The organism is Paenibacillus anaericanus, from assembly GCF_003994475.1.
Taxonomy (GTDB): Bacteria; Bacillota; Bacilli; order Paenibacillales; family Paenibacillaceae; genus Fontibacillus; species Fontibacillus anaericanus.
The window spans coordinates 48913-66894 of sequence record NZ_RZNY01000024.1 but is presented as its reverse complement, the minus strand read 5'-3'; the positions used below and the strand labels follow the sequence as shown (position 1 = coordinate 66894).

17 protein-coding genes are annotated in these 17982 nt (G+C 36.9%); all 17 read right to left on the bottom strand.

Going from position 1 to position 17982, the window contains the following annotated elements; translation table 11 throughout:
• Nucleotides 1–166: 166 nt before the first annotated feature.
• Nucleotides 167–1054, bottom strand: coding sequence for a phosphatidylinositol-specific phospholipase C/glycerophosphodiester phosphodiesterase family protein (locus EJP82_RS21870; protein WP_127194196.1), 888 nt, complete (start codon nucleotides 1052–1054; stop codon nucleotides 167–169).
• Between the two features lie 86 nt (nucleotides 1055–1140).
• The gene (locus EJP82_RS21865) at nucleotides 1141–2547 is read right to left on the bottom strand and encodes an undecaprenyl-phosphate glucose phosphotransferase (protein WP_127194195.1); all 1407 of its coding nucleotides are present in this window, start codon (nucleotides 2545–2547) and stop codon (nucleotides 1141–1143) included.
• Nucleotides 2544–3470 (bottom strand): glycosyltransferase family 2 protein, encoded by a 927-nt coding sequence (locus EJP82_RS21860; protein WP_127194194.1) that lies wholly within the window; start codon nucleotides 3468–3470, stop codon nucleotides 2544–2546. Before EJP82_RS21860 ends, EJP82_RS21865 begins: the two co-directional genes overlap by 4 nt.
• A gap of 109 nt (nucleotides 3471–3579) precedes the next feature.
• Nucleotides 3580–4527, bottom strand: coding sequence for a glycosyltransferase family 2 protein (locus tag EJP82_RS21855; RefSeq protein WP_211350245.1), 948 nt, complete (start codon nucleotides 4525–4527; stop codon nucleotides 3580–3582).
• 103 nt (nucleotides 4528–4630) lie between these two features.
• Nucleotides 4631–5503 (bottom strand): dTDP-4-dehydrorhamnose reductase, encoded by an 873-nt coding sequence (rfbD, locus tag EJP82_RS21850; RefSeq protein ID WP_127194193.1) that lies wholly within the window; start codon nucleotides 5501–5503, stop codon nucleotides 4631–4633.
• A complete protein-coding gene (gene rfbB / locus EJP82_RS21845; RefSeq protein WP_127194192.1) occupies nucleotides 5500–6522 on the bottom strand; it encodes a dTDP-glucose 4,6-dehydratase in 1023 nt (340 codons plus the stop codon). Before rfbB ends, rfbD begins: the two co-directional genes overlap by 4 nt.
• A gap of 15 nt (nucleotides 6523–6537) precedes the next feature.
• Nucleotides 6538–7086: a dTDP-4-dehydrorhamnose 3,5-epimerase gene (gene rfbC, locus EJP82_RS21840; protein ID WP_127194191.1), complete on the bottom strand. Its 549-nt coding sequence runs from the start codon at nucleotides 7084–7086 to the stop codon at nucleotides 6538–6540.
• A 20-nt stretch (nucleotides 7087–7106) separates the two neighbouring features.
• Entirely contained in the window at nucleotides 7107–7850 is a 744-nt protein-coding gene (locus EJP82_RS21835; protein ID WP_127194190.1) for a sugar phosphate nucleotidyltransferase, read from the bottom strand.
• Entirely contained in the window at nucleotides 7847–8668 is an 822-nt protein-coding gene (locus tag EJP82_RS21830) for a glycosyltransferase family 2 protein (RefSeq protein WP_127194189.1), read from the bottom strand. Before EJP82_RS21830 ends, EJP82_RS21835 begins: the two co-directional genes overlap by 4 nt.
• Before the next feature lie 21 nt (nucleotides 8669–8689).
• Nucleotides 8690–9502, bottom strand: a complete 813-nt coding sequence (locus EJP82_RS21825) for a sugar phosphate isomerase/epimerase family protein (protein WP_127194188.1) — start codon at nucleotides 9500–9502, stop codon at nucleotides 8690–8692.
• Nucleotides 9502–10281: an NAD-dependent epimerase/dehydratase family protein gene (locus EJP82_RS21820; protein WP_127194187.1), complete on the bottom strand. Its 780-nt coding sequence runs from the start codon at nucleotides 10279–10281 to the stop codon at nucleotides 9502–9504. Before EJP82_RS21820 ends, EJP82_RS21825 begins: the two co-directional genes overlap by 1 nt.
• A 16-nt stretch (nucleotides 10282–10297) precedes the next feature.
• Nucleotides 10298–11272, bottom strand: a complete 975-nt coding sequence (locus EJP82_RS21815; RefSeq protein ID WP_127194186.1) for a glycosyltransferase — start codon at nucleotides 11270–11272, stop codon at nucleotides 10298–10300.
• Nucleotides 11269–12381, bottom strand: coding sequence for an FAD-dependent oxidoreductase (locus tag EJP82_RS21810; RefSeq protein ID WP_127194185.1), 1113 nt, complete (start codon nucleotides 12379–12381; stop codon nucleotides 11269–11271). The genes EJP82_RS21815 and EJP82_RS21810 overlap by 4 nt, the downstream gene beginning before the upstream one ends.
• Nucleotides 12382–12420: 39 nt before the next feature.
• The gene (locus EJP82_RS21805) at nucleotides 12421–12771 is read right to left on the bottom strand and encodes a hypothetical protein (RefSeq protein WP_127194184.1); all 351 of its coding nucleotides are present in this window, start codon (nucleotides 12769–12771) and stop codon (nucleotides 12421–12423) included.
• An 86-nt stretch (nucleotides 12772–12857) separates the two neighbouring features.
• The gene (locus EJP82_RS21800; protein ID WP_127194183.1) at nucleotides 12858–14654 is read right to left on the bottom strand and encodes a DUF2142 domain-containing protein; all 1797 of its coding nucleotides are present in this window, start codon (nucleotides 14652–14654) and stop codon (nucleotides 12858–12860) included.
• 332 nt (nucleotides 14655–14986) lie between these two features.
• Entirely contained in the window at nucleotides 14987–16660 is a 1674-nt protein-coding gene (locus EJP82_RS21795; RefSeq protein ID WP_127194182.1) for a rhamnan synthesis F family protein, read from the bottom strand.
• A gap of 1 nt (nucleotide 16661) precedes the next feature.
• Nucleotides 16662–17972: a glycosyltransferase WbsX family protein gene (locus EJP82_RS21790; RefSeq protein ID WP_127194181.1), complete on the bottom strand. Its 1311-nt coding sequence runs from the start codon at nucleotides 17970–17972 to the stop codon at nucleotides 16662–16664.
• Between the last annotated feature and the right edge of the window lie 10 nt (nucleotides 17973–17982).

The window sequence follows — 17982 nt, the reverse complement described above, 5'->3', positions numbered from 1 at the left end:
TTGTTGTTGTTTAATCATTACATTCACCTACTCGGATTAGTACCTTAATTATATAGAAAAAAAGCATAATTCTCCTCAAAATTCGAGAAGCATTATGCTTTTTATATAATATGGACTTTTTCAGTGGCCTCGCCATCGGCAAGGTTCTTTCTAACTTCGTTCTTCTTTATAATCCCAATAAATCAAGCCATTCGGAACGTGCCACGTCCTTCTCCGTTAGAAAATCGGTGTAAAAGCCGTAGGCTCCCATTCTTTTTAGCTTCATCATTAATTTAGGGTCATTCACCGTATGGACATAGGATGGAACTCCGAGATCATTCAGTGAAGAGATCAACTCTTTATTCGCCCGGGTATCTGACATCGTAACCGCAGTGATTCCCTTCTCCTTCACAAACTGTGTCACTTCTTCATTCGTATCGTGAACCGTATAGAGTGTAAAAATAATGGATTCAAAGGGATGAATTCCTTGGAGTTGATCCCACATCGGCTGATTGTAAATTTGCGGCACAATTCGCTCAAGCAACGCTGGATCCTTTGCTTCCGCACTATCCACAATATCTCCAAAGATCTGGTCAATCTCTTCAGGTTTAATCTGCTTGGTATCGGTGACGATATACACATCAGGGTAAAATTCCATAAGGTCCAAAATTTCTTCCCAAGTCAATGGCTCGTATTGCCCCATGATTTTGGCCTCTTTGAATTCAGCGGTGGTAAAGACCCCATCATGACGTTCCGGCTCTAACTCATCCTGTTGGCCCATCATCGCCGTAAAGCTCTTTCCCCACTCATGACGAGCAATGAGATCATCATCCGCACTTAGGAGTAAGTCTACTTCGAAAATACGAAGTCCTTTTTCATAGTTAGCAACAAAAGCTTCATAGGTATTGGTATAGGCCTGTCCGTGAATCCCGCCCATGGCATGGGCTACCATTCGATGTGACTTGAAGCCTTCGGCTACAATATTATTCTTCGGTCTGACTATAGTAGCAATCCCCACAATTAATATTAAAATTACGGCCGATACAATAGCGATGTATAGAGTTCTTTTTTTCATGGAGTTTCGACATTCCTTTTCTTTATATCCTAAGGCACGATAATCTATCAAAGCTCAAAACATGCAGAACCTAGGCCCGTAATATATTAATAGGCATTTTTATTTACAAAACCGTTAACTACTGTTTTAAAAATAATTTTGATATCAAATAAAATAGACCAATTTTCAATGTAAAAAATATCGTGATTAATTCGTTCCTCAATCGATGTATCCCCGCGTAGACCGTTCGTTTGTGCCCATCCGGTAATTCCCGGTCTGACATGGTGCTTCACCATATACTTCGGCACTTCCTCACGGAATTGCTCGACATAATAAGGACGTTCTGGCCGCGGACCAACCACACTCATGTGTCCAGCTAGAACATTAAAGAACTGTGGCAGTTCATCAAGACTCGTCTTACGAAGGAACACACCAAATTTCGTGCGCCGTGGATCATTCTCAGTCGTCCACCCCGTATCCATCGTTCCCTCAGGAAGCACCTTCATTGAGCGGAATTTATACATTTGAAAAGAACGTCGGTTGAGCCCCACTCGCTCTTGTTTGAAAAGAATTGGTCCTTGTGAGGTCAACTTCACTCCTATTGCAACCGCGAGTAACACCGGTGATGTGATACAAATAGCTACTAGGGAGAACACAATATCAAACAATCGCTTAGCCAACCGGTTACCTGATAGATCGAGCGGAATATCCCGCACATTAATCATTGGCATACCTGCGAAATTATCGAAATAAGGACGCGCTGGTAGATAGTCGAAAAAGTCGGGGATGATCAAGGTGCGAACCCCTATTTTTTCACAAATAGAAATAATCTTAGAATATCTTGCATGCGCATCAAGTGGAAGTGCCAATACAACCTCGTCGATCATCTTGTCTTTCAGAATCTCCTCAAGTTGATCTACAGCTCCGAGTACGGGCTTATACCTGCTTGATTCAATACTACCCAATTCCGGGTTATCATCGAGAAAACCGATAATCTCATATCCAAGCTCGGGGTATTGTCTCAGGTTGTCATGAAATCTGCGGCCAAGTGATCCTGCTCCAATAATGAGAACGAACTGTTTGTTGTAGCCTTTTTTACGAAAATGCTTCAATGACATCTTCAAGAAATACCGGTACAGCAAGATCAGTATCAGATTAGCGACCATATATATAGCTAGATAATCACGTGAAATATCAACCTGCTTAAAGAAAAACATCAAGCTGAGCAATACGACTAAGCTCGTAAAATGAACTTGAATAATCTTTACCATTTCATCAGCAAAACGCTTCTTACGTTTCGGTGAATACAACAACATCATCGTTCCTAAAAAGACTGAAACGAAGCCATAAACCAAACTCCAAAAGAAATAAGTCTCTACAGGCAAAGGAGGAGTATGTTCAATCCATCCGCTTTCGAATTTCAACCACCAGGCTAACAAGAAGGCGATTTGAATGAATGCAAAATCAGTAAGGACATATAATTGGGTCAAAAATCGCTGGTTTTTGCGAATCATTGTTTCACCTCCATTTTGTTATCGGCTGGTTGAGCTCCCCTCGCTGGGGTGCCTCCGGTCATTGGAATAGCTAATTTATTCTTCAATAAGGATAATGTGAATTTCACGGAAATACCGGAATATACCGCTGTGTTCGTGATCCATGAATATTTACGTTTATAGTGTTTACGATGAAATACCCACATTGCCCGGTGGAATTCATAAATGATCTTGAACGGTTTGCGCCGACTACTCGCTCCTTTGTAGTGAACTATGTACGTAGCCGGATGATAATGAATCCCCCAACCTGCCTCTTTGATTCGGTAGCACCAATCGATATCTTCCCCATACATAAAGAAGGTTTCATCCAGTCCACCAACCTGCTGAATCGTTTCCCTCCGGACCATCATAAACGCTCCAACTAGACAATCTATTGGGTAAGTCTCGTTAGGGTCCATGTATCCCAGTTGATATTGATTGAACTTCGGATTGTCCGGGAAGAGCTTGGAGAAACCGAAGGCATAGTAGAACGAAGCAGATGGTGTTGGAAATCCTCGTCTACACGCTTTGTCGAGCGAGCCGTCTGGCAGAATTATTTTGCAGCCCGAAGCACCAAGTTCCGGATGTTCATCCATATACGACACCATCGTTTGGAGAGTATCCGGTTGTACGATCGTATCCGAATTCAAAAGCAGCACATACCGTCCCTTGGCTAACTCCATCGCCTGATTGTTTGCTTTGGCAAAGCCGGTATTCTCGTGATTCGAAATTAGTGTAATCCCGGGATACTCATGACTAATGACATTAACCGAGTCGTCAGAGGATGCGTTGTCAACAACAATAACCTCATAATTAAAGACCGTCCTAGAATCAAACACCGATTGCAGACAGTCGAGCGTCAAGCGGCAAGTATTATAGTTGAGAATCAAGATACTCAAATCCATGTAGCAGACACTCCTGACAAATATAGTAATCTATCGACATTATAGCATAATGTGATAGGTGAAGGGTTTGTTATGGGAGTTGTCCAACGAAAGTAGTTCCCTTCGCATTTCACACTTTTCCCAATGTATAAATTATCTTTAAGATCAGATTGTCCATTGAAGATTGTCTATAGAATGGAGACCGGAGTATATATAACAACCGTTGAACCCCACTTCTTTCGATGGAGTTCAGGAAATTCTGAATTGCATTTTTGTCGCTTAATTCTAGCAAATGCTTGTAACAAGAATAGAATTCACGTGCCTGATTACTTATAATATAGTGATTTTGTCCCTTAGAAAACCGCCGAAACCTCTTTTTCCATTTAACAATCCAACCATCGGTATTACCGCCTAGCACATTTCTGCTATGTTGCCGATACTTAATAAAAGGTTTTTCATCAAAGACTACCTTTCCAAATGTAGAGATACATAAACAGCTCCACCAGTCATGCATAATTACATGATCCTGTTTCTTGGGAAGATGTGAGATAAGTAATCGTAGTGCCTCTTTGTTCAAGACTGTCGTACATCCAACTGCTATATTTTCTACTAATGCATTATACACAGTGAGAGGCTTACTGGGAGAATTAGGCCAAATGCTTAGTGGTAAAAGTTCAGCATCTACCATTTGGGTGGTTGAACAATACATTAGCGGTACCGTTCCGTTCTCTTCACTTAACAAAGTCACAGCTCGAAGCAACTTCTGTTTATCCCATACATCATCCTGATCACAGAATGCAAAATAATCACTGTCATCCTTATTTACATACGCTAATTCCATCAGCTCAAAGAAACTTCCCTTTGCACCAATATTATCTGCGGGATAGTATTTAATAATCTCCGGGTAACGTTGTACATAGTCCTCGATCATTGCTTGTGTTGAATCTGTAGAACCATCATCCCGGATGTACAAGCTTAAACTTACTCCATCTTGTGCTAATAAGCTTTCCAATTGTTCACAGATGTACAGTTCACCATTATATGTAGAAAGTAACACCAATATTTTTTGTTTCTTCAAGAGTTAATACCTCCGCTAACACTTCTCATTAAATAGAATTAATTCTTATTATAACAAAAACCCACGATCAATTAAGAAAAGATCGAGGGTTTCAATGACCTATCTATTTAGACTCAACCGCACTCCAGTGTTGTAAGAACTCTTTAAGCCCTTCCCGCCAAGGACGAAGATCCTGAAAGCCATTCGATCGGATGGATAGATGCTCCATAACCGAATTGGCTGGACGATGCGCTGGACGCGGGAATTCATCTGTCGAGCAAGGTAATGGCTCGGAAATAATGTTAATTCCTAACTGACGAGCCTCTTCAAAGATAGCTTGTGTAAACTCATACCAAGTACATGAGCCACTGTTGGATGCATGGTAAATACCATACTTTTCAGTTTGCATAAGCTCAAATAAGAAGTTGGCCAGATCAACCGAATATGTTGGAGAACCCTTCTGGTCATTTACAACTTTTAGAGAGGGCTTCTCTTGACCAAGACGTAGCATCGTTTTGACAAAATTATTACCCTGAACACCATATAACCAAGACGTCCTAACAATAAAATAACGTGAAGATAGGCTCTGGACTAAAACCTCTCCAGCACGTTTAGACTTTCCATAGATGGTCTGAGGATTCGTATTATCATACTCTTGATACGGCTCTGTACCCGTGCCATCAAATACATAATCCGTACTGATATAGATCAATTTCGCTCCATTACTCTCAGCGGCTACAGTAATGTTTCTAGTGCCCACTGCATTCACAGCGTACGCTCCATCAATATCTGTCTCAGCCACATCAACCGCTGTATATGCCGCACAATGGATAATAACATCCGGTTCATATTGACCGATCACTTGCCTACATTGATCCAAATCAGTAATATCCATCTCATTCCGGTCACACTCAAGCACATCATGACCATTGTTACGTAGTATAGTGACTACGTCACTCCCTAATTGTCCGGCTGCTCCAGTTACAAGTGCTTTCATAGTGAATCTCCAAGTCGCTCTCCATATTGTTGGAGCTGATATTGTTGGTATTCACCCGATTGAATACGAGTCCACCAATCTTTATTATCCAAGTACCACTTAATTGTCTCTTTGATTCCCGTTTCGAAATTATGCTTAGGCTTCCACCCTAGCTCTTGCGTTAGCTTCGTTGGATCGATTCCATAGCGACGGTCATGGCCTAAGCGATCCTCTACAAATGTGATCAAAGACTCTGGTTTGTTCAACTCTTGTAGAATGGTCTTCACAATATGGAGATTCGTCCGCTCATTGTTACCACCAATATTGTACACTTCACCTACACGTCCTTGATGAATGACAAGGTCAATCGCACTACAATGATCTTCTACATATAGCCAATCACGAATATTCAACCCATCACCATACACGGGTAAGGCTTGATTGCTCAATGCCCGAGAAATAATTAATGGAATTAACTTCTCCGGGAATTGATATGGCCCATAGTTGTTAGAGCAACGAGTAATGTTCACAGGCAATCCAAACGTTTCATGATAGGCACGAACCAACAGATCGCCACCCGCTTTACTAGCGGAATACGGACTATTCGGCTCTAAAGGCGTACTCTCCATGAAAAGTCCCGTCTCACCTAGCGAACCATACACTTCATCCGTAGATACCTGTACAAACTTCGTTACGCTATACTTCTTAGCAGCATCAAGCAGCACCTGTGTACCTAGTACATTTGTCTTCACAAATACTCCTGGATCCAAAATACTCCGGTCTACATGCGACTCCGCTGCAAAGTTAACAACCACATCGACGCCTTGGCTGATCAATTCATCCATCATCTTAACATCTGTAATATCTGCTTTGACGAAGGCGTAATTAGGATGATTCTCTATAGACTTAAGATTCTCTAGATTTCCTGCGTATGTCAGGGCATCCACATTTACAATTTGATAATTAGGATGCTGTTGCAACATATATATGATGAAATTACTACCTATAAATCCGGCACCGCCGGTAACAAGAAGTTTCATTTGAAAATATTCCTCCTACTCAAAGTTCAGTTCTGCATCTCTCAGCAGTGGATGACGTTGATCTTTGTCCGAAAGAATCGGACTTGATGTAGGCCAATCAATCTCCAACGCAGGATCATTCCATAGTATGCCACGGTCGTTCTCCGGTGAATAGTATTCGTCCACCTTGTAGAAAACTTGGGTGTTCGGCACCAACGTGCAAAAACCGTGGGCAAAGCCTTTCGGTACAAGAAGTTGACGGTGGTTATGTTCACTCAAGATAACCCCCACCCACTGGCCAAAGGTCGGTGAATTGCGACGAATATCTACGATCACGTCGTAGATTGCACCTGAGAGCACACGGATTAGCTTGGTCTGAGCTTTAGGATTTAGTTGGTAATGAAGACCTCGTAGAACGCCTGATTCTGCAGAAAGAGATTGGTTGTCTTGAATAAAGTCATATTTAATTCCATGTTGCTGTAATATAGCATCGTTATAACTTTCCATGAAATATCCACGACTATCCCCATGGATGGTTGGCTCTATTATACTCGCACCCTGCAATTTAAGAGGAGTAACTTTCATAACTTAGAGTACCTCCTGTATTATAATTTTAATTTCCCGAATGCTTCTCCAAACATCAGATCCTGAGACAACTCGTTGGCTCGTGCTAATGAAGAATGTGTCCCTGCATCCGTCCACCAACCTTGAAGAACATCAAACGTAAGCTCATTACGATTAATATATGCATTATTTACATCTGTGATTTCCAATTCGCCTCGGTTAGAAGGTTTTAAGGTCTTCACTATATCAAACACCTTATGATCGAACATATAAATCCCTGTTACTGCATAATTAGACTTAGGGTGCTCAGGCTTTTCCTCAATAGAAATAATTTGTTCTCCTTGAATTTCTGGAACTCCAAATCGCTTAGGATCTTGAACTTCTTGGATTAGAATCTTGGCGCCATTCTTCTGTTCTTGGAAGTTGCGTACATAAGGAAAAATATCATCTTCGAATACATTGTCTCCCAAGATAACAACCATTTGATCTTCTCCAACAAAATGTTCAGCTAGATCAAGTGCTTGCGCAATACCTCCAGCTTCATCCTGTACTTTGTAAGTAAAACAAACTCCCATATCTCGACCACTGCCGAGTAAGTTAACTACATCGCCCATGTGTTCTTTACCAGTGACTATAAGTATATCGTTGATTCCAGCTTGCTTAAGTTTATAGACGGAGTGAAAAATCATAGGATATTTACCTACGGGGAGAAGATGTTTGTTCGTGACTTTAGTTAAAGGGTAGAGGCGTGAACCTGTACCACCTGCTAAGATTATACCTTTCATATGTCCTCCTTAATTGCGTTCTTCATAGTTATATTCTGATTATAATCATATTTTTTAAAGAACAAGTTTAATAGAATTTTAATAAGTAACCAATTCCCACGTAAAGGACTGATTTTTGTTGGAACTTTCCCCTTTGGATATGAACGCGCCACGGGAATTTCAACAACCCTATATCCTAGTTTAGGGACTTTAACCGATAAGTAGCCTAGTAACTCATAGGTTTCAAAAACATCTCTAAACAGTCCTAAGTTTTGGTCTAACAGCATTCCTGTAGAATGCGCCCTAAATCCATTTGTCGTATCGGTATAGCGATACCCCGCCATAAAAGAAATAAATGGAGCATGCATCAGCTTTATAGCTAGTTTTCTGGATAAAGGTGTATTAACTTCTGTTCCTCCAGGAACATATCGAGAACCCTGCACAAAATCATAACCATCTTCAAGTTTTTGAATAAAGTCAGGAATATTCTCAATACTGTCCTTATTATTTCCATCCACTGTAATAATCCCTTGATATTGTTCTCCGATAGCATATGCAAAGCCCATTCGCAACTGAGCGCTTAATTTCCCTTTATCTTGTTTAGTTAAAAGCGCTCTGACGTCCATCTCAATTAAATAATTATTATCTAACGAACCGTCTGTACTTCCACCATCCAAAATTATAATGTCTATCACATTTGTTAGATGTCTCATTTTCTCTAGTTGCTTTTGAATTTTAGTTCCCTCGTTAATAACAGGGATACATACACAGTATTTATTGTTTTTAGACTTGAATTCAGTAAGATTAAATGAGGGCACTTGCCATTCTTCTTTCCCCATAATTTCCCTTACACCTCCTTGTTAACTGTATATTTCCATCGCGTATAGTAAAGCTTTCTCTACGGCTTCGACATTATTATTAGACAAATTATTCTTCATCTCAATAGATACCCAATTTTGGTAACCGACCATATTTAACGTATTGGCTATTTCAATGTGCGGTGTTGACTCTGTTCCTATGAGGTTAAGATAGGGTTCACTAATATGAAAATGGTTTAGGTAAGGCATGCTTTTCTCAATAGCAGCAGGAATGTCTTCATCATTTAAACATAATGCTCCCGCATCTAGATGCAGTCGAAATCCAGGATGTCCTACTTCTCGAACAAGTTCTATTCCGTCATCGCTGTTAGTTATAAAATCGCACCCATACTGTATTGGATTCGGTTCAAGACATATAGTTACATTTTCCTTAGCAGCTAAAGTACCCAATACATAAAAAAAAGGAACTGCTATATCGTACTGTTCCCTTTTAGATAATGAACCAGCAATTCTATTCTTTGGTGACCCAAAAACAAGTGAACTAATTCCTAACTTTGAAGCTAAATCTATGATCCCCGACAAATATGTAATCATTTCTCTACGAGACTCATCACTAGAGAATAAATTCAAATGACTCTGCCCAAACAACAAAGATTGCATTGCTACAAGTCTTATTCCTTTTGATGCCCAATCAGTTTTCACTTTCTCTGCCTCTAATATTGTGTAATCTAGAGGTCGTTCCCAAATTTTCGTAGGAGCGATTTCAATACCTTGAATACCTAATCCACTAAGAAGCAATCTAATCGCATTATCTTCTTCAACGTTCCAAGCAATGTTAGATATAGATAGGTTCATTAACAACCCCTCTTCTCTTCCTCGATAAATGCAGTAATTTCTTGAAGTATAACATCTTTGGACTTCAAATATCCGTCTTCACCATCAAGATTAAATAAATTGGCATGCTTACTTCTCATGTTATAAAATACAGGGTTCTTTTCCGTTTCGTTCAAAAAAGTCGTTCCTAAAGAATATTTTGCAACTTCGAAAGGACTGACCGGTTCAGTAGCAAAATTCACTAGTGAAACTGAGTTATTTAGAGAGGTCTGTATATCGTTCCATAAACTACTCATATTATAAAATTGGAACTTTGATTGGTGATGCGTTAAATGCATTGCATTTGAATGAATTAAATCATAAATAAAGTTCTTCTTTAATCCTTTCCCAAATAAACCAGGAAGTCTAATAATTAGATAATTAGTGAAGTTCTCTTTTACAAACTGCTCCAAGTAGTATCTATGACGACCATAAGGTTCTGCAGTTTCAGGGTCAATATATGAGTCCTCATTCACATCAATAGGATTCATATACACATCAACAGTAGAAATCAGAATAAATCTTTCAGTTCTCACCTTTTTCAAAGAAGTTATTAATCTATTTATATTATCAAGATCTTCTTGAGGAGCCTGATTGGCCTTCCATTTTACTGCAGGTGCTGCTGCACAGACAATAAGTCCATATTCTTTATTTTGTATCGATTCAATATTTGAAGAGTTATATAAATCATCAAAGTCTGTCTGAGTAAGCAACGTAGTACCAACATAACCTGTGTAGCCTACAAGACAACGATTATTCATTAAAATTCCCCCTATTTTATTGATTGGAAGCACTTTCACTGTCTTTAACTAATTCCAACCGCGTTTTTTTTTCTTTGTACATTTCCACCGATTTTGTACTATAAAAAGGACGATTTTGAATTTCAATTAAAATTCGAGATGTATACTCTCCTATGATACCACCTATAAAGAAAAGCCCTGCAAAACCAAGAGAAATTAAAATCATTAAGGTTGTCCATCCTGCAACTACAGACTGATTAAAGAAATAGTTATACAACGCATAGCCACCCATGAACAATGAGAATATAAAAAATACAACAGTGAGTAAATGTGCTGCTCTTAACCCGAAGTGTGAGAATGAGACCAATGCATCCATTGCAAGGGTTATATTCTCACGATTCACCTTTCTTTCTCTTGCCTTATTCACAGCCTCATACTGAATTAAAGTCTTGGAATATCCAGTAAGTTCATAAAGAGCCTTACGATACCTTACCTTCTCCTTAAGATTCTGCATTGCATTCAGTGCACGACGTGTTACTAATCGAACTGTTTCAGTAGAAAGCGACAAGTTCAGATAAGATACTCTATTTAATAGATGATAGAACATCCTAGACTTCCAACCAGCTTGGCCCGATGAAGCTACAACAATATCAAAACCTTTACTAGTTGATGTTTTAAACATTTGGTATAACAGTTCTACATCAAAATCGATTGTAAGTGACTCAATCTCAAACACAAAATCTCCCATGGACTTATTCAATCCCGCCATCATAGCATGCTCGACGCCATGTTTTCTTGATAAGTTGATGATAGTAGTGTCACCATAAATGTTCTTAATGGCACTATGAGCCTTTTCCAAAGTTCCATCCTGACTAAAATCATTTACCAATATAATTTCATAATTTTTAAAATGAATCATCATCGTCTTATCAAGTTGAACTAACCCCTGTTCAATTTCCCGCTCGTTATTATGCGCGTAAAGAACTATCGAAACAAATACCTGTTCTTTCATAGCACTTCCTCCAAATCATAAATTGTATTAAACTTCCCTGAGAAAACAGACAAGAATCGGGGGCTCTCTGAAAACTCTTTAATAACAGTAGGACGGGAATCGTCAAGTTCAGACGCACTGATTAGAGCCTTTACTGCATACAATGAATGTTTCTGAGTAACCTGAATTTCAGGAATCAAATACTTTTTCGCAAGTTGATGCATTCGGCTCCAAGCAGAACCAGGCTTTGCAGAACAAAAGTTGCAATTTGATAATTGCTTAGGAGTACATTCGTTGTTATACTTCTGGCAAGAAAACTCCGGTAGTGCATTGAAAGAAGACTCATGTGGGGTGTGTCCGACAGAAGTTAAGGAATGATAGCCACTTTCACCAAAAGGCATTAAAGAAAAAAATGGACCATCCATTACTGTAATACCAACATCCTTAATATTATTAGTCACTTCGGTCATAATCACTTCGCAAATTTCATATTTGGTTGTAAACAATTCATAATCAAACTTACGAAGAATTTGATTTATACTAGCATAGGTAGCATTTAATATATTTGAGGCATTATTAATCGTTCCATCAGAAAAGTTAAGAATAAATTGATTATTGGACTCACTAACCTTATCTACCACTTTGTTAAAATGAATTTCCACATTGCTGCATTTCCCCAACTCTTCTATATACCAATTACGTATTAAATTTGCATCATAGCTATATTCTAATGTCTCAAATGTTGCCTCAACAGCCCCAGGATTAAAATATGCTCTACTATTGATCTCGATCGCGGGGATGTCAACATAATTACAAAAGTTCAAAAATTGTTCAGCATTAGTTAAAGAGTCATTAGCAGAAATAGCATATATCTTCTTAAATCTATCATTTATAGCAAAAGAAAAATCACGGACAAATCTCTCGTAATAATGGGCTGATTTCGTTGCAGTAGATACGCTTCGAGGATAATGGTATCCATTATGAACTCTTGCTTGGTTGATATAACTTGCCCTTTGTAGAGGTTTATCGTCTATCTCAATTACTGCAACTTTCAAATCTCTCTTTGCTAGTAAATGAGCAGCATATAGACCATAGATCCCTGCGCCGAAGATAACATAATCGTAATTCAAAAAGGTCAATTCCTTTCAAAAAATACAAGAATTATTATATCAATAAAAAATAATGATCGTCCCTACTATCAAAAATATCACACCTACTACTTTAAAAATGGTAAGTTGCTCCTGAAATACCAGGATGGAAACTGTCACAATTCCTAATGTTGTTAATGCTTGTGAGACTGGAGATACTCTGCCTAATTCACCTTTAGTTAAGGCGAAAATATAAAAAATAAAACTGACTCCATACATAACTGCTCCAGACCAAAGAAATGGAGAAGAAATCATTTTGTACACTGTTTGAAGACTCAACCCATCCATACTAATAAGATTTATCCCATGTTTTAATGCAATTTGTGCGATGATGTTAAAAACCATGGCTAGTAGTAGTAATAAAATTAGCATCTAAGTCCCCTAAAGTTCGACATTTGATTTCATCTTAGCACGGTTAAAAGTAAATTGCATTATGCATTCCTTCAATTAAATTGGTCTTAGTAAATCAATCTAAACACTATATCATCAGTTCTAACATTACCGTTCAAAGTGAACTCTCCCTCTAAATAAATGTCTGGCTCACTAATTTGAATAGTAATAGGTGTTTCAACCTCAGTAACCATAGGCATTATTTTAAAGGAATATTTTTGATCTTTAGAACCTTCAATTTCATTAAAGAAAACATCATAAAAATGATTATCCCCAAATCCGTCCATACTTAGAGTAACTTCCCTTATGACTTTTCCATTCTCACTAAACAAAACAAATTGATAAGGGGTTGTAATTTCTTGTCCAAAGGTGGAAAGAAACACCCGAACGCCCTTCAGATTATCTTTTACAGATAAGAAAGATTGACGAATTTCAGTGTCATGTTGAATACCACCAGGTATATAAGTATTATTATAAACCTCTAAGATTTCATAATCAGGACCAAAATGATAATACCTTACAATAATCCGATAGCTAGAAATCAGTAGAATTAAACAAATAATGAAAATCAACAATGATCTTTTTATTTTAATCAAAAAAGGAACCATTAGGTAAATTGAGTAAAAAAAGGAGAGTGAAATCGGTATAAAATATCTGCCTTGAACACCACTAACGGTTCCTGGAGTAGTTTGTGGCCAGTTCAAAAACAACGAAATCTGTATTAATAAAGTACATAGTAACACCGGCAGCAAAGAAATTACAGCTGATAAGAAAGTGTATTTATTTCTCTCATAAGAGTTTTTTCTTCCCTCGTAAAATACGATAAGAAATAACATGACATAATATGCAATTCCCAGTAATAATGGCGACGGAGTATCTAGCCAACCAAATACTCCAAAAAATTGCATGAAAAGATCATCATTATTTGGTGTACTGAGAAGCATCAATTTGATAAATGATAAAGGGTTATCTGAAATCCCCCTCAACTGGACAATAGGGTCGACAGGAAAAGTCATAGTGACAGTTCTTGTTAAAGCTAACCAAATCACAGCCATTAATAAACTTCCAAAGAAAACAATTGAGTTGGTATATATCCAGTGTTTCTTTGATTTATACATTCCTAATGGTATTAATAAAGTTAATATAGCTAATGGAAAATAGGTTATTTTCAGCAACCCAATTGTACATGCTAGAAAAAACAATACACCTATGTTTTTCTTTGTAATGGTTTTATCATTTTGATATTTTATTTTCAGAATATAACAAACAAAATAAACACATATTGATATAGTTATAACATCTGGGCTTAACGAAATGCTTTGTTGTAACGTCATAGGCATAACGAGCAATAAAAGAAGCAGCCCTTTTAACTTTGGTAACGACTTGATTGAACAATAACCAATTAAAATGAATGTCATAAAGTTCAATAATCTTCCTAAGTAAAACATTATAATAAATGGTGCATCAAACAATTTACCTGCTAAAATTCCCATCGTTTGAGAAATATACGGCACTGGACTGTATACACAACTATTTACGTATTCCACCAATACTTTTTCGTCACTAGGATATAATTCTGAGGATCTAATAACATCATGAATATCCTGTTTTGCTAAGTAATTAAATCTAATACTGTCAGCTTTAATTGTCTTAATGAATTCCACTATATTCAAAGGCAAATATGAACCAGCATTACTATTATTAGCATTAATACACATTAGCGATCCTTCTGATATCCCATATGATCTATAAAAGTGTGCATCTTCATCCGGAGTTTGAAACGGGGGTATTATTATCAACCATAGTATTCCGAAGATAATTGCAATAACAAGAAATATATTCTCTTTCTTCCCAAAAAAATTCACCTTGTCCCCTCATTTTCTAAATAATCTGTACTGACACCGAGCTTCTATAGTAATCAAGTTACTAATCCATCATAAATATAACATTCTAGCTAATAGCGCCTTCTTGGTGTTAACATCTTCATAAATAAAAATGCTAAGAGTCCTAATAGTGTACTAGAAAAATGCACAAAGCTATTGTTCATTCATACTCCAATTTAACTTATATTGGGAACCCTCGAACTATAAGATGTTCATCAGTTTCTTTGTTTAATATATTAATTTCTACCGATCAGATTTGTTGCTAACAAGTTAGATCTAGAAGATTCAAATTAGAAATCTATGTCCATCTTTTTTCAAGAAAGCACCGATATTTTTCTATCTCCATAATCCCGATCTAATACATCAGAATCCAGAAATTCTACAGTAGTTACCTTTAAATTATCGTGTCTTGAATATAAGACAAAAATTCGTTCTATTGCATGTGCCAAACTTCCATCTTGCAAGCCGTTTTCTTCTTCAAAATCATTAATGCTTAAATTCAACTTTTTTATATATTTTAATATTTTTGGATTAAACCAAAACATAGTTCCTGCAAAAAAACCTAGTTTAATACTCTTCTCGTCAATTCCAACTTCTAAGGATAACTTTCTTACCCTTTCCCTATTAGCACCCCAAAATTCATCATTGGTCAAATATGAATATTCCGGACCTATTATCCCAACATCCGACTTATTTTCAAAGGTCTCTATTATCGACAAGACTCTACTGGTTGAACCAAGTAGTTCATTATATATACCCTGCCTCCAATTGGCTCCTTGGTTACTATACAAACTCTTCTTTGAATGTATTTTGCATACACAAATGTAATCATCTAATGCCCCAGTATTAACCAACGAAACAAAGGGACCCACATCTCTACCCCGATTTTGCACACAATAAATGTGACTATTTACATTTGTAAAGTGCTCTAATCTTTTTTCCACTTGAATTGCAGCGGATAAACTAACTACTGAAATATACAGATCAAATTTATTTGGTATGTTTTTCAGGCAGGAAATAATTTCATCAAGCAACTCAACGTAGAATAAATGAACTATTACAGCGATATCACTATTTTGTTTCTTTGTTTTCTGTATGTATTCTAACGAAAATTTTGATGCTACTTGATTGTTATCTACTATTAAGTTATCATCTATCCTTTTTTCTGTATAAAATGAGGCCTTTGTAGCTAAATAATTCTCCATCTCCACAATCTCTTCTTTGTTCCCATTTCTTTTAATAAAGTTACTTACCTCAGGATACATCCGCACTACTTCCCACTTACAAATTGCAAATTCATTATATATTTCCTTATATAATATATGACTAGCATTTCCTTCCCTTAAATAATTAAAATTAAAAAAACTAAGAAATAGTAAATTTAGTCTTCCTTTTTTTATACAGTTTAATAATGCACTGAAATAACTTTTAGGCTTCCATTGAAAACAAGCCCCTACCATTAAGGAATGGCTTATCGCGCTTTGCGTCAAACCAATCTCATAGTTAAAAATTATGTCTATCTTAGTATCTAGGATCGTGACATTTTCCCAGAAGTTATTAAACCACACACTCAATAAAGCTTCCTTTTTAAAGACAACAAAAAATGTCTGTACATGATAATGAAATTGATAAGAATCAATAAGTCCACATATTTCGTAGACACTTTTGTCTACACGGTCTAATATATCTGTAATATTAAATTGGGTAGCAACAAAAAAGCTATCATTCAGTAAGATTAACTCGTCATAACTGTACATATTTTTGATTTTACCAATGCCATATTTATAACTATAAAAGTCATATCCTACATTCTCTCTAATAAAACACTCAACTTTCGAAGGCAGCAAATCCATCTCATCTTTATTAAGATTAGTGGAGACCATGATAATCCGTTCACATACCTTTTCAAGATGTCCCAATATGTTTAATGTATTATTGGATAATTCCCCATCTTTATCATAATGTGCAAATACAGCAATTCTTTTCAAGTCATTTCCCCCGAACCTTTAAATAAATAGCCCTGGTAAGTTTGTACATTTTAGGGTAGTTTTTAAGCTTTTCCTTGATACTATTTTTCACAAAATAAGCTCTAGACGTTTTATCATGTAGCTTCAAATTTAAATTTCTATTTTCTTGAGCATATAATACTGATAAAGAAATCGCTTTGTTATACTCTTCTACAAATATCTTCATTTCACTATTTGTCAAGGCAGTATAACTTATGAATTCATTTAGATCAAAATCGAGCTTTTGCAATGCCTTAGCAGTTGCCTCAAGATATGCATTCCCATTTTTCAAATCCGGTTCAAGGTGACAACCCTCTCCCCACTCATTCCAAGCATTAATGAAAACGAACCTGTTTTCCTCCAAATAAGCGTCTTCTGAATATTGAACGATATATCTTAGCCAAAAACGGTATAAGTTTGGAGAAGAATTAATAATTAGATGAGGATTATCTTGTCTTCTTGCAGTATTATCCCACGATGGAACTATTCCCCTATACCAAATATAATCTTTGGACCTTGCCTGAAGTGCTTGTGACACAACTTTAGGATAATCTACTATCCCACCAGAAAAATTAGGATTTGCAATTTGAGGCATATTAACAGGCTTATTCTCGGGATTTATAAATTTATGAGGTGGAAATTCTATTGCTGCATCAAATCCCCATTGGGTAGGATCATCAATTCCATAAAATTGAACTGCACATAAATGAATATCCTCAAATCCCGCCTTTTTAGCCTCCTCTCTCCATATTTTTACGGTCTGTTTTATATCAGGAAACAAGTCAACCCTATAGACTACAAACATTGGTTTACCGTCAACTTTAATGTACCTATCGTCTTTAAAGATTGGAATCAGGTATCTAATTAAATTTAAATCATCTTCCGGATTATGATTTTGCTTCAATAGTATTTCTTTATCCAACCCATCCCAAGTTCGGGTCCAATTTTCATTGGCCCAACAAAAGCAAAATGGAAAATCTATGTTTGATTGAATATAATTATTAAGTGGTGTTTCTAATATTCTTCTCCCATTAAACCAGTAAAAATAAAAACAAAACCCATATAACCCATACAACTCTGCCATTTTCGCTTGTTCTCTCATAACCTCAACATTACTAAGATCATAAAACCCCAAGTCTTTAGGAACATGAGGTTGGTAATGTTCCCAAAAGTTCGGCTTCGCTCTTGCTACATTTGTCCATTCAGTAAACCCCTTACCCCACCACAAAGAATTTTCTTCTACTTGATGGTATTGCGGCAAATAAAAAGCGACCGGCTTTACAGTTTTATTCATTACGTCCTCC